The sequence below is a fragment of the Bacillus bruguierae genome, assembly GCF_037104725.1.
Taxonomy (GTDB): domain Bacteria; phylum Bacillota; class Bacilli; order Bacillales; family Bacillaceae_G; genus Bacillus_A; species Bacillus_A bruguierae.
The window spans coordinates 68,197-81,478 of record NZ_JBAWSX010000019.1 but is presented as its reverse complement, the minus strand read 5'-3'; the positions used below and the strand labels follow the sequence as shown (position 1 = coordinate 81,478).

At 33.8% G+C, this 13,282-nt stretch carries 15 protein-coding genes and 2 pseudogenes; 14 read left to right on the top strand and 3 right to left on the bottom strand.

Going from position 1 to position 13,282, the window contains the following annotated elements; translation table 11 throughout:
- A partial coding sequence (locus tag WAZ07_RS22590) for a helix-turn-helix domain-containing protein (protein ID WP_336474243.1) occupies positions 1 to 182 on the bottom strand: 182 nt, incomplete at its 3' end.
- Positions 183 to 348: 166 nt separating this feature from the next.
- Between WAZ07_RS22590 and WAZ07_RS22585 the strand changes: the two genes are divergently transcribed.
- Positions 349 to 1,218, top strand: a complete 870-nt coding sequence (locus tag WAZ07_RS22585; protein ID WP_336474242.1) for an NAD(P)/FAD-dependent oxidoreductase — start codon at positions 349 to 351, stop codon at positions 1,216 to 1,218.
- Positions 1,219 to 1,307: 89 nt separating this feature from the next.
- On the opposite strand, the gene WAZ07_RS22580 is transcribed toward WAZ07_RS22585, so the two are convergent.
- A complete protein-coding gene (locus WAZ07_RS22580) occupies positions 1,308 to 2,135 on the bottom strand; it encodes a peptidoglycan-N-acetylglucosamine deacetylase (RefSeq protein WP_336474241.1) in 828 nt (275 codons plus the stop codon).
- Between the two features lie 153 nt (positions 2,136 to 2,288).
- On the opposite strand from WAZ07_RS22580, the pseudogene WAZ07_RS22575 reads away from it, so the two are divergent.
- From WAZ07_RS22575 to WAZ07_RS22535, 9 genes and pseudogenes are all read left to right on the top strand, one after another.
- Positions 2,289 to 2,822, top strand: a pseudogene (locus WAZ07_RS22575) (IS200/IS605 family accessory protein TnpB-related protein); the annotation flags it as partial.
- Between the two features lie 364 nt (positions 2,823 to 3,186).
- Positions 3,187 to 3,516, top strand: coding sequence for an ArsR/SmtB family transcription factor (locus WAZ07_RS22570; protein ID WP_090914916.1), 330 nt, complete (start codon positions 3,187 to 3,189; stop codon positions 3,514 to 3,516).
- Between the two features lie 25 nt (positions 3,517 to 3,541).
- The gene (gene arsC, locus WAZ07_RS22565) at positions 3,542 to 3,943 is read left to right on the top strand and encodes an arsenate reductase (thioredoxin) (RefSeq protein ID WP_336474240.1); all 402 of its coding nucleotides are present in this window, start codon (positions 3,542 to 3,544) and stop codon (positions 3,941 to 3,943) included.
- 56 nt (positions 3,944 to 3,999) lie between these two features.
- Positions 4,000 to 4,359: an arsenite efflux transporter metallochaperone ArsD gene (arsD, locus tag WAZ07_RS22560; RefSeq protein WP_336474239.1), complete on the top strand. Its 360-nt coding sequence runs from the start codon at positions 4,000 to 4,002 to the stop codon at positions 4,357 to 4,359.
- A 19-nt stretch (positions 4,360 to 4,378) separates the two neighbouring features.
- Positions 4,379 to 6,145: an arsenical pump-driving ATPase gene (arsA, locus tag WAZ07_RS22555; protein WP_336474238.1), complete on the top strand. Its 1,767-nt coding sequence runs from the start codon at positions 4,379 to 4,381 to the stop codon at positions 6,143 to 6,145.
- 21 nt (positions 6,146 to 6,166) lie between these two features.
- Complete coding sequence (locus tag WAZ07_RS22550; protein ID WP_336474237.1) at positions 6,167 to 6,448, top strand: HesB/IscA family protein; 282 nt, start codon at positions 6,167 to 6,169, stop codon at positions 6,446 to 6,448.
- A 291-nt stretch (positions 6,449 to 6,739) separates the two neighbouring features.
- The gene (locus WAZ07_RS22545) at positions 6,740 to 7,723 is read left to right on the top strand and encodes an alpha/beta fold hydrolase (RefSeq protein WP_336474236.1); all 984 of its coding nucleotides are present in this window, start codon (positions 6,740 to 6,742) and stop codon (positions 7,721 to 7,723) included.
- 11 nt (positions 7,724 to 7,734) lie between these two features.
- Positions 7,735 to 8,406, top strand: a complete 672-nt coding sequence (locus WAZ07_RS22540) for a response regulator transcription factor (protein WP_336474248.1) — start codon at positions 7,735 to 7,737, stop codon at positions 8,404 to 8,406.
- Positions 8,403 to 9,404, top strand: coding sequence for a sensor histidine kinase (locus tag WAZ07_RS22535; protein WP_336474235.1), 1,002 nt, complete (start codon positions 8,403 to 8,405; stop codon positions 9,402 to 9,404). The genes WAZ07_RS22540 and WAZ07_RS22535 overlap by 4 nt, the downstream gene beginning before the upstream one ends.
- 258 nt (positions 9,405 to 9,662) lie before the next feature.
- Here WAZ07_RS22535 and WAZ07_RS22530 read toward each other — a convergent pair whose 3' ends face one another.
- Positions 9,663 to 10,199, bottom strand: coding sequence for a hypothetical protein (locus tag WAZ07_RS22530; protein WP_336474234.1), 537 nt, complete (start codon positions 10,197 to 10,199; stop codon positions 9,663 to 9,665).
- 897 nt (positions 10,200 to 11,096) lie between these two features.
- Here WAZ07_RS22530 and WAZ07_RS22525 point away from each other — a divergent pair.
- From WAZ07_RS22525 to WAZ07_RS26350, 4 genes and pseudogenes are all read left to right on the top strand, one after another.
- Positions 11,097 to 11,807 (top strand): nucleotidyltransferase domain-containing protein, encoded by a 711-nt coding sequence (locus WAZ07_RS22525; protein WP_336474233.1) that lies wholly within the window; start codon positions 11,097 to 11,099, stop codon positions 11,805 to 11,807.
- Positions 11,807 to 12,472 carry a serine hydrolase gene (locus WAZ07_RS22520; RefSeq protein WP_336474232.1) on the top strand — a complete coding sequence of 222 codons (666 nt, stop codon included), beginning with the start codon at positions 11,807 to 11,809 and terminating at the stop codon, positions 12,470 to 12,472. Before WAZ07_RS22525 ends, WAZ07_RS22520 begins: the two co-directional genes overlap by 1 nt.
- A gap of 4 nt (positions 12,473 to 12,476) precedes the next feature.
- A complete protein-coding gene (locus WAZ07_RS22515) occupies positions 12,477 to 13,031 on the top strand; it encodes a GNAT family N-acetyltransferase (RefSeq protein WP_336474231.1) in 555 nt (184 codons plus the stop codon).
- A pseudogene (locus WAZ07_RS26350) lies at positions 12,998 to 13,227 on the top strand (cupin). The gene WAZ07_RS22515 and the pseudogene WAZ07_RS26350 overlap by 34 nt, the downstream one beginning before the upstream one ends.
- The last annotated feature ends 55 nt before the right edge of the window (positions 13,228 to 13,282 follow it).

Sequence of the window (13,282 nt, the reverse complement as noted above, 5' to 3'; positions counted from 1 at the left end):
TATTCATACAAACCAGAGACATATTCGTTATACACTTTTCGTTCACATCCAAACGATTTTTCTAATTTCGTTACTTGTTCAGGTGTGGGAAAAATAGCGTATCGAAATGCATAGGTAGACCATCCATCCGGTAACGACTTTTTTGTTCCTTTTATATGTACACCCTCTTTTGTGGTTGCCATATACTTTCTCCTTTCTTTCTTATTTTCATATTTATTATATCGCATAGCCTCAAAAGTACATACAAAGAACATATGTAGGCGATCACCTACCGAAAATTCATCCCCCACCTACTCGCTGGGCTACGCACTTCTCGCTCCTTGAGGAAGGGACTTCTTTTCGGTAAATATGTTAAATGGATTAAAGAAAGAATTGGGTCATTCATTAGGGAAAGAAGTGAAAATTACGTTAGTGGATAAAAATTCATTTCATTTTCGGAAGGTTTTATTATTTAAGTCAGTTGTTGAAGAGGCTGATTTAAAAGTGCCATTAAAAAGGTATTGTACAGATGGAATGGAATTTATAAAAGGAGAAGCGATAGCGTGTAATTATTCTGAAAAAGAAATAGAGATAAAGTTAGAAGATGAAAGAATAAGAACAGTGCAATATGACTATCTTGTATTAGCTCTAGGGAGTGTCATTCAAGAAATTTCTAGTACGTTAGGCGGGACAACATTAAGGAGTGTGAAGACCGCCTTAGACGTAAGACAAAAATTGCTTTCTTTAATTGAATTAGCAAAAACAGAAGAAAATAAAGAAATAAGACGAGAACGATTGCGAATTGCTATTGTTGGCGGAGGGATTACTGGTATTGAGACTTCTGCAGAAATATGTGTTTGGTTTAAAGAAGAAGTTCAAAAAGCAGGGATTAATCCAGTTGAGGTAGAAGTCATTTTGTTTGATTCAAAAGAGCATTTATTACACGGTGTTCCAGTAAAAGTAAGTGAACGATTAACATATGAACTCAGCAAGATTGGAATACAATTCATGTCTAAAACGAGAGTGATGAAATTTGAAAAGGGTCAATTACTTTGTGCAAATGGAATAACATATGCAGCGGGAGAGTGTGTTTGGACACCAGGTGTAAAAGTAAATACTATCATCCAAACATTTCATCTTCCATTGTCGAGTGGGAATCAAATTTTAAATACAAATTTAAAAATCAACATAAAAGAGCCCTCTTTTTTTTTTAGGGGGAGAGCATCTGGCCATGCATAGAAGCGACTTATATGTTGAAAAATTAAAATAGATATATAATTATAAAAGGGCTGATTCCTATCATATAGAAATCAGCCCTTTTATATATGTTAAATTCGTTTATCATGCCAAAAGTTTACTTCGAAATGTTCGTTTTCATTATAGCTATCAAACTCATAGCCTTTTTCCTTTAATCCTTTAATAATAGCAGATACAGCAGAAACAGATTGTGGGTGAATATCGTGTAAAAGAATGACTTCTCTGTTTGTTTTTGCGCCTGCAACTACATTTTCTACAATTTTAGTAGAAGCAGCATCCACTGGCATTTTATTATATCTCCAATCTAAAGAATCAATAGTCCAGTCCCATACTCGCAGCCCATTTTCAGCGACCTGATTTCGCAATGCATCAGTAAGGCCTGGCATGGAACCATATGGTGGACGCGTTAATTTTGGAGCTTGTCCAATAATATTAGAAATTAATTTTTGATCTTCTTTCATTTCGTTCACATAGCCGCCTTGTTTATATAGCTTCGCGTAATCATGTGACATACTATGCATGCCGACATAGTGACCTTCTGATAATTCACGTTTTACTAAATCTGGATATTCTTTAACGTTAGAGCCAATAAGGAAAAAAGTAGCTTTCGCATCATTTTGTTTTAATATATCTAATAATTGAGCGGTATGCTTTCCTGGACCATCGTCAAAAGTAAGATAAGCTACTTTTCTAACTTGACCATTGTATTGTTGTGGTGTTTCTTTTGGAGCTAGTGCAGTTTGTATTTCACTTACTAGCTGAACAGATTGTGGGGAATCTTCTGTATTGGCACTTACAATATACTTCGATCCTACAGATGCTTCGTATATGCATGAAATTCCTACACACATAATAAGAGTTCTTTTAAATAAAGTTCTGAGAGATGATTTGTTACGCATAAATGTCCTTCTTTCTATTTCTAATAATCCCATTCTATTTCATTCTATTATATTAGTAATTCTATGTATAGTACTGTGAAAAAATATATTTACAAGTAAAGATGTGATTTATGGAATAGATGCAAGATTTTTTGGATTTTGTTTATCAATTGTGTAATAAAGGGCAATGTGATTAAAAGTATCAATCAATACTACAACAAACAAAAGGCACACTTACTGGGCATTCTTCGTCATGGAAAAGAACCAAAAGAAGGATCTCACACATCAAAACGTTTAGAGAGGCTTCATGAGAAACGGTTTTTCAAAATAAAAGATCTCTTTCATAAAATGAGTTGTCATATTGTTCGGTTTGCGATTCAACACGAAATTTTCGTGATTATGATTGGGAAAAATATAGCATGGAAACAAAACAGCGAGATGGGAAAACGACAGAATCAATCCTTTTGCCATATCTCACATAATCTACTCATTGAAATGATTAACTACAAGGCGAAGAGGCAAGGCATAATGGTACAAGTCGTGGAAGAATCGTATACAAGTAAAGCATCCTTTCTAGACAATGATGCGATTCCTACTTACGGTGGGGAAGACATCTCTGTATTCAGTGGAAAACGTCTCAAATGTGGCTTGTATCATACGAAAGAGAACAAATTACTGAATGCAGATGTGAATGGTGCTGGGCAAGTTGGGTTAAGTATGGGTTACTATTTGCAACAAGGAGGTTATGATTTTGTAATACTTGAAAAAACAAAGTGACCCTATTTTTGGATTTGAATTTAAAAAATTGATACGTAAGGGAAATATAGAAATCCACTCAAGAGTGATACAAGCACAGGGAAGTGAAATAACTTTTAATGATAGAAGCAAAATAAACGTGCACAATATTATATGGTCAACGGGTTTTCTTCCTGATTACAAATGGATGGGCATAGAAGAAAAGGAGACCTTATAAAAGAGGATTTGTTGCTTAAGTTTTTGAGCTACTAGTATTTTTTAGTTGAATATATAAGTAAATGCTTATATACTTATAGCAAGAAAAGGAGGTTGAGATATGCAAAAGACAATATTAGAAATTGAAAAGGTATCAAGTATCCTTAAATTATTAGGAGATAAAACGCGATTAGCGATGATGCGAATGGTATATGAACAAGAATATTGTGTTTGTAATTTTGTAGATATATTCGAAATGAGTCAACCTTCTATTAGTCAACATGTACGCAAGCTGAAGGATGCGGGGCTTGTGAAAGAAGAAAGACGTGGACAATGGATTTATTACTCCATTAATAACGAAAGTGAATATTACGAATTGATTCAAGATGTGATTCGTCATGTAGCTCTTCCGCAAGGTGCAGATACTTGTGATGATAACTGCTGTAATTAAAAGAAGTAATAGGAGATGAACAGACATGACAAAGAAAATAATCTATTTCTTATGTACAGGTAACTCTTGTCGTAGCCAGATAGCTGAAGGGTTTGGGAAAAAGTATTTGGGTGATACATGGAATGTGTACTCTGCAGGGATTGAAGCACATGGCGTGAATCCAAATGCAATTAAAGCAATGAATGAAGTAAATATTGATATTACAGGTCAAACATCAGATATCATTGACCTTGCCATTTTAAATAAAGCAGACTTTGTTGTGACATTATGTGGACATGCGAGAGACGTATGCCCAACAATTCCTCCACATGTGAAACATGAACATTGGGGATTTGAGGATCCAGCAGGGCAAGATTGGTCAGTGTTTCAACATGTGCGTGACGAGATTGGTGCGCGCATTAAGAAATTTGCGGAAACAGGTGAGTAATCAAAAACATAGCCGAGGGTAACATCTCGGCTTCTTATATAGGAGGGGAAAGAACTATGAAAAAAATTGAAATTTATGATCCAGCAATGTGTTGTTCAACAGGTGTTTGTGGACCAAGTGTAGACCCAGAATTAATTCGAGTTTCTGTGGCTATTAACAATTTGAAAAATAAAGGATTTGATATCACACGCTATAACTTAGCAAGTGAACCAGATGCGTTTGCATCAAATGAAATCATCAGTAAATTGTTAATGGAAAAAGGTCCTGAAGTGCTTCCTGTTACTCTTGTTGATGGTGAAGTGGTAAAAGAAAAAGAATACTTATCAAATGATGAATTTGTTGCATTAACAGGATTAACGGAAGAAGAGTTAAGTCAAAAGTCTCGTGTACGTTTAGGATTAAACGTGAAAAAGTAAAGAGAGAGAAGGAATAGACATGACTCATTTATATAATCCACAGACAATGGAATTTACACCATTTCTATTTTTTACGGGAAAAGGTGGTGTGGGAAAAACATCAACTGCATGTGCAACCGCAATCACATTAGCTGATAAAGGAAAGCGTGTATTGCTTGTAAGTACAGACCCAGCTTCGAATTTACAAGATGTGTTTGGTATGGAACTAACGAATCAACCAGTAGAAATTCCAAGTGTAAATAACTTATTCGTAGCTAATTTAGACCCTGAAACAGCAGCAACCCAGTATAAAGAACGGGTGGTAGGACCTTATCGTGAAAAACTTCCAGAAGCGGTTATTAATCAAATGGAAGAACAGCTTTCAGGGGCATGTACGGTTGAAATTGCAGCATTCGATGAGTTTTCATCTTTATTAACAAATAAAGAACTAACAAAACAGTACGATCATATTATTTTTGATACAGCACCAACAGGACATACGTTGCGCCTTCTTCAACTTCCAACAGCATGGAGTGGATTCTTAGAAGAAAGTACACATGGTGCTTCTTGTCTTGGACCACTTGCTGGATTAAGTGAGAAGAAAAAACTGTATGAAGAAACAGTTGCCAAACTGTCTAGTGGAGAACAAACAACATTAGTGTTAGTAACACGTCCAGACATATCTCCATTACAAGAAGCTACAAGGGCTTCAAAAGAACTTGGGGAAATTGGGATACAGAATCAAGTACTACTTATCAATGGGATGATGCAAAATCATGTGAAAGAGGATGAAGTATCCCAAGCTTTTTATGAGAGACAAACAAAGGCATTAGAACGAATACCAGCCGAATTAAAACAGGTTACGACTTACGCTGTTCCTTTAGCGTCGTTTAACATCACTGGTATTGAAAATCTTCGTAAATTATTTATGAACAGTGCGATACTTGATGTGATGACTTTAGAATCAGAAGACATGAAAACAGCACCTTTAAAAGATTTGATTGAGAATATACACAAAACTGGTCAACGTGTTATTTTTACGATGGGGAAAGGCGGCGTGGGAAAAACAACGGTTGCATCTACGATTGCGGTTGGTTTAGTAGAAAAAGGGCACAAGGTTCATTTAACGACTACTGATCCAGCAGCACACTTAGGTCATGTCATGCACCATGAATCCGTACATGGCAACTTATCCGTAAGCCGTATTGATCCAAAAGTCGAAGTGGAAAAGTATCGAGAAGGAATTCTGAATCAATCAAGAGAGTTGTTAGATGAGGAAGGGTTAGCTTATTTAGAGGAAGATTTACGATCCCCTTGTACAGAAGAAATTGCGATTTTTCGTGCGTTCGCCAACATTGTAGAAAAGGCAAGTAACGAAATCGTTGTTATTGATACAGCACCAACAGGACATACATTACTACTGCTTGATGCGGCACATTCGTATCATAAAGAAATTGAGCGTTCGATTGGTGAAGTTCCAGCTTCAGTACAACAATTATTACCACGTCTTCGCAATACAAAAGAAACAGGTGTTGTGATTGTAACATTAGCAGAAGCTACACCTGTGCTTGAGGCAAGTCGTTTGCAAGAAGATTTAAAACGAGCAAACATCACACCAACTTGGTGGGTAATTAATCAAAGTTTATATGCAACGCATACGAAAGACCCTATCCTACATGGCAGAGCAATGTCAGAAATAGAATGGATGTGTGAGATCGAAAAAAGATCGAATGGACAATATGTGGTGATTCCTTGGAAAGCACAAGATATTGTTGGCTATAAAAATTTAAAACATTTAACAGTGTAAAATAGAAGAGGAGAGATTAACATGATTATTACAGATGGAGCAAAAACATATATTGAAGAAGTTATGAAAGAGCATGGTGTATTCACATTACGTTTTTCATTTGAAGGTGCAGGATGTTGTGGACCGAGCTGGGGAATGTCGTTAGCTGCAGTACAAGAAGACGATGTTGTACAAACAATTAATGGACTAGAGATTGCAATTGATAAAAAGGTTTTAGATACAGTAGATAAACTTACTCTTGATTTTGAAGGAAAAGGGGAAGAAGCAGGTTTGGTCTTCCACGGAGGAGAAAGCTGCTGTTAAAGATAGAAAAAAGATCTCCTTAAACGGGGCTGTTGACAAAAGGGAAGCGCTTTGCGTTTCCTCTTTTTGTCAACAGCCCCTTATCAACAGGTTCTCTTTTTCTATGTGATTTTATTCATTTTTATGAAAGTTATTTATTTAAAATAATAAAATAAATTGTCATGGTATAAGAGTGAAGCAATTAACCTAAAGAAAGTTTTGTTTCGGTGAAGGAGTAGTAATAGTATAAAAATTTATTAGAAATTTATTTTTATCTCGTATCCTTTCAATATAGCTTGAAAGGAGAATTCTATGAGAAAATTGTTTAAAGTATTAAAAAATATATTTGTTGTGTTCATTGCGGTTATTTTACTTGTAGCAGTATCTGTATGTATATACCATAACTACCAATTAAGTAAGGAATCAGTGTTAATGAAAAAGAAAGGAACGTTAGTTGATTTTAATAACAAAAAAATGAACGTATATAATGAAGGTAGTGGTGAGGATACATATGTATTTATGTCTGGTGCTGGGATGGCTGCGCCGGTTTATGAATTGAAAGGTTTGTATAGCAAATTTTCAAAAGAGAACAAAATAGCTGTCGTAGAAAGAGCGGGTTATGGTTACAGCGATGCTTTTGAAGATAACAGAGATATTGATACAATATTAGAACAGACTAGAAAGGCACTTATTCAAAGTGGAAATAAGCCACCATATATATTAGTACCACACTCTATCTCAGGTATAGAAGCGATTTATTGGGCACAAAAATATCCGGAGGAAATCAAAGGCATTATTGCGTTAGATATTGGTTTACCTCAGCAGTATGTGAAATATAAAAGCGAAGTAGATAAGTCAACATTAAAAATAAGAGGAATAAATATCTTAACAAAAATGGGTATTCATCGACTTCTACCTTCTACTACTTATAATCCTGAAGTGATTCGACAATCTTTTTTAACTAAACATGAAAAAGAAATTTATAAAGCAATATCGTATAAACAGTTTTTTAATGATGATATGAAACAAGAGCTCTTACATTCTTACGAAAACAGTAAAAAATCCGTTAACCTTCCGATACCAAAAGAAACACCTATATTATTTTTAGATGCAGTTGCTGATCAATCTAAGAACTCGAAATATACAAAACAACATTATAAGGATTATAAAGAATTTGCAGAACAACTTGAAATAGCAGATGTTATAAAATTGAGGGGGACGCACAGCATTTATTTATATCAGGCCGATGAAATATATAAGTTTTCTAAGGAATTTATCAACAAAAAAGCGAAATGAAGGTTTGCATGATGAAGGGATATAACATTTTAATTGTTGAAGATGATTTGATGATTGGTGATTTATTGCAAAAAATTTTGCAACGCGAAGGGTACAATGTATGTTGGAAGAAAGAAGGAAAAGATATTACTGAAATCATCCATGAGATAGATTTAGTTATAATGGATATTATGTTACCAGGTGAAGATGGTTATCAAATTACGAAGAAAATAAAAAACCTTGGATTAAATATTCCGGTTATTTTTTTATCTGCTCGAAGTGATATGGATAGCAAACTCCAAGGATTGACTATTGGGGAAGATTATATGATAAAACCTTTTGATCCTAGAGAGCTATTACTAAGAATGCAGAAAATGTTAGAGAATCAATACGGTACGTTTACGCAAATCAAACATTTATATATTGATGCAGAACATAAAAAGGTTTTCAATACTAGCTTGCATAATGAAGTTGCTTTTACTACGATTGAGCGTAAAATATTCTTCTATTTATATGAAAATAGGGATAGAATTTTAACGAAAGAACATTTCTTTGACTATTTATGGAAACTAGAAGACAGAAATCCCAATATCGTGAATGTACATATTAAAAAAATTAGAACAAAGATTCATGATAAAACGGGTGAAATTATTCAAAATATATATGGAGAAGGGTATCGACTAAATACCTATATGAAGAAATGAAATTAAAGAAGAAATACCAGCTATTATTATTTTCCGCTATTATTAGCGTACCATTGTTATTGCTATTGATTAGTGTCTCTATGTCAGTAATTTATAATATTGCCTTTAAAGCGAAGAACAAGCACATTCCTTTTCATGAATCATTTGCATATCCTACAATGCTAGTTATCTTTTTTGTATCACTATTATTGTTAGCCTTTTTATTTTCGAAATCAATTAACTCACTATTAAATAAGGTAAATATACTAAATAAAACGATTCGACATTTAGCTAGCGATAAAAAGATCCCGAATACATTAGATGTGAAAAGGGATGATGAAGTAGGGGAATTAATTCGCTCAGTAAATTTATTAATTGAAAGAACTACATATCGAGAATTAGAACTTAAACAGCAAGAGGAAATGAAGAAGGAACTTTTAAATAAACTAAGACATGATATTAATACACCTTTAACAGCTATGAGATTACAACTATTTTATTTAGAAGACCAATATAATGGCCAAACACAAGTACTAGAATCGTTATATCAACAAATACAGTATATTGCTGAATTAACCAATGAATTTAAATTGCAATCTACAGATGCATTAGAGAATTCTTATATTGTAAATGATGATGTGAATATACATAATGTATTAGAAACGATGGTTAAAAAATGGAGTTATCTGTATAGTATGCATGATATCGAATTAGTATATAATCCAATATGTAAAGATTTAATATGGACTAGTAACGATTTGTGGCTTCAAAGATTATTTGATAACATTTTTCAGAATACGTTACAACATTCAAAAGCTAAAAAACTTGTGATAACGATTGAAAATAGTGTTGTTTCTATTAGGGATAATGGAATTGGTTTTGATATGAATGGTCAAAGTACAGGACTTGGATTAAAAATAATTGAAGATATATCTAGAATGCTCAATATCAAATATACTTTACAGTCAAATAAAGGTGGGACTATATATTGTTTTACCGCAATTGAAAATAATACATAAGGGGTACTTATTATTATTTTGTAAAGGAATATGGTTTGAATATTTTGTAATTTAAATAGTTGAATTAAATCCATTTTGATCATTCTCTTTTCAAAATGGATTCTTTTTTAGTAGATTTAAGTTTAGGGTTTATCAAAAATAAACCTGTATGAATGTATTGGTTAATGAGATAAAACGGTACGACTTTGTTTCAAAGCTACAGCAGTAATAAGAGCCAACTCCTAAGAGTCGGCTCTTATTGTTTCTATTAGTTTAGTATTAATTTGCCTTCACAATAGCAGAGGAAGTTTGATCATTCCATGTTCTTGCGCCATCTCCCATACTAACTGTTGTTAAATTAATATATTTCCCATTGTTTACAATAGCAAGCGCACGTCCTTTTGCATTACTATGTTCATAAATTGTTGTATAGTCTCCAAATGGATGCGTAAGGATAGATGAAACCGCATCGTTATTTGAACCACCAAAGTTAGCTAAAATAACAGGGTTTCTACTCGAGTTCACAGTAAAACGTGCTCCCTTTAAATCTATGTCATAATAAAAAGTAGAATAAATCTGTGATGAAGATTGTAGAGATTTTGTAACGTTCGGAGAAACTGGATGTGTCTTTAAGTATGTTTCAAATTCGGCTTTGTTATCAAATCCAATTGTTTTAGGATTTTCATTCAATTCACCCGGTGTTACAACTTTATATGGCTGTGAAGAAGAATCTGCATAAGCCGCCGTATTTGATACACCAAACAACATTGTGCCAGTTAATAAAGCAGTAGAAAGTACACCCATAACACGTTTCAAATTTATCACTCCTATAATAGAATACGTACAAGTTCATTGTATAACTATTTCCCTTTTATTGGAAAGGGGTTAATTTATTTCTCAATAGGGGGTTTGATCGAGATACATGTAATTATATTAATGTTCGGTGGCTTCGCTTCTTCCTACGAGGTAAAAAAACCTCTACGTCAGAAGCTCCATCCCCCTCACATTCTGAACGAGCCACTTCCACTTTTTTTAAGAAGTTAGGTGGGAGATAAACTGCCCGTAAAAGCCCGATTGGGAGGGCTAATAATCAGTGGGGGATGAAGAAAACCCCCACTGATTAAAGTATCACTTTATGGTCTATGTACAATGTAATGAAAGGATTTTTTAATTAAAATAATTCACAAAATAAAAAGTCTCAAATGACTGTTTCTAATTTTATCTTTGCTAGAAATATGTTTTTAAAATATATGAGTTAGCTTAAAGATAGCTAAGTTTGTGAAGGATCACATTTAAATAGTTAGGTGTGTTTGTTTAAGAACGATTGTAAGAAAGGGTTGAACTTTATTCAACAGCTATATTTATATAGTTCAAAAAGTAATCTATTAATATAAGTTAAAAAACGACATAATTCCCCTCTTTTTTAGAGGAGGGCGAGAGCATCTGGCCATGCATAGAAGCGGTCAGGGCCTTTTTTTCCACATGCAATGTTTAAAACAAAGGGAGCAAGTGCGGGGGATAGGTCCTGCTGTATTTTGCATAGCATCGATTTGTATAGTGATAAAATGTTATAAATAAGGATTAGTTTTAAAATTTCACATACCGTATTTTTTATTAAAAAATAGGAAAATCAAAAAGTAATGTCGAATATATCATAAGTGGTAATAGATAGTAAAAAATATATATAACAATGAACGAATAGGAGAGGTACATATGGAACCAGTAGAAGCAGCTAAACAAATTCTTGCATCTCAATTTCCAAATTGTGATGCGGCTCTTTTAGGAGGAAGCATTGCAAGGGGAGAAGGAACGAAAACTTCTGATTTGGACATTATCGTTTTTGATAGAACTCTTTCTTCAGCATATCGTGAATCTTTCATAGCTAACGGATGGCCTGTTGAAGTATTTGTGCACAACTTTACGTCTTATAAAGACTTTTTTGCGAGTGATTGTAAACGTGGTCGTCCTTCTTTGCCGCAACTTGTTGTAGAAGGAATTGTGCTAAAAGATATGAAAGGGATTATACCAGTTATAAAGAAAGAAGCGCAGCAACTATTAGAAAAAGGGCCTGAACCTTGGACAAAAGAAATGATACAACAGAAGCGGTATTTTATTACAGATGTGTTAGACGACTTTATTGGTGCAACAAAACGAGAAGATGAATTGTTTATCGCGAATCATCTTGCAGGTCTTGTTCATGAGTTCGTATTGCGAATAAATAATTGTTGGACTGGGCAATCAAAGTGGTTTATGAAGACACTGAGGAAATATGATGAACAGTTTGCTGTAGAGTTTGCAGCGGTGTTTGAAGAATTTTATAAAACAGGAGCGAAAGAGCAAGTTATCGCGTTTGTTAATGGTATTTTAGATATGTATGGAGGACGACTTTTTGAGGGATTTTGTATTGGAAAGGTTGAAAAGTGATGGGACTTAAAAATCTTTTGATAAAAGATGTACAACAACTAATTCCTTCTTCTGTAGAAATAGGTTTATATTTGTATGACACTAAAACAAATGAAACTTTATGTATAAATGAAAATAAAAAGTTCCCTTTAGCAAGTTTGGCAAAATGGATTGTAGGTAGTATTGCTTTTCAGAAAAGTGAGCATATAGCACCAATGACAATCAAAGAGGCTATTCGTAAACATTCGAGAGAAGCATATGATTGTATTTTAGAAAAAATTGATATAAGAGAGATGAATATTGAATTACAGCATATGAAACTCGATATACTCGTTAATAAGGATAATACGAATATAACTAAAAATTGTGGAACACCAGCTAGTGTATTTCAATTCATGAAATTCTTATATAAGCATGAAAAAGAGAATATGTTTATCTTCGAATCTTTAAAAGAACAAGAAGACCCAGATGGTTTCCAATTCTCAAATCAATATGAATGGTTACATATGACTGGTGGGCTTGAAACAGTTTGTAATGATGTTGGTTATTTATATTTAGAAGATCGAGTGTTATTTTGTATTGGATTTGTTCGAGCATACGATGAAAATACAGCGTGGTATCAACTAGAACAAGTACTGAAAAATATAGGAGAATTAATTGTACAAACATATAAAAATGAGGAATGATTACATGGTTAGTTTACCGAATATTCAATTAAGAGAATTGTCATTAGAGGATATAGAAGACCGTTATCAATGGTCATTAGATAAAGAAGTAACACGTCACCTAGTAGTTCCAGATCAATATCCGCCATTCACACGTGAAGATACAAGAAGATGGATTGAAATGTGCATCAATCGAACAAATGGTTATGAACAAAGAGCAATTTGTTCCAAAGAAGGTGTGCATATCGGCTGGGTCGATTTGAAAAATTTCGATAGAACAAATAAAAATGCAGAGCTAGGAATTGCGATTGGAGATAAACGATATTGGGGAAAAGGTTACGGAATGGCTGCTTTATACGAAATGCTACAAATTGGCTTTAAACAGTTCAGTTTAGAAAAAATTTGGCTGCGGGTAGATGCAGATAATACAAAAGCGATGAAAAGTTATGAAAAAGCTGGGTTTGTATGTGAAGGATTAATGAGAAAAGATCGACTGAGACACGGAGAATTTGTCGATCGTTATCGTTTTAGTATGTTAAAAGAAGAATTAATGGAACTGTTGGCTATTATGAAGCAGTGACGAATCAACTTTTGTTAGTTGCACAAGGAGAAGGGTATGTGTGCGGAGAGAATAAAGAAAAGATTTATATTCAGGCGGGACAGGCTGCTTTTGGAAAAATGCTGAAAATCACGGAATAAGTACAAGTGCGGGTCTAATGGCAATTGTAATAGAAGGAGAAGAGATGTCGGTGAATATGCCTATACTACAAAAGTAGTAAATTCCTTATCCCTCTTTCAGTGGATTCCTTTACGAAGTATCTTTTATACACT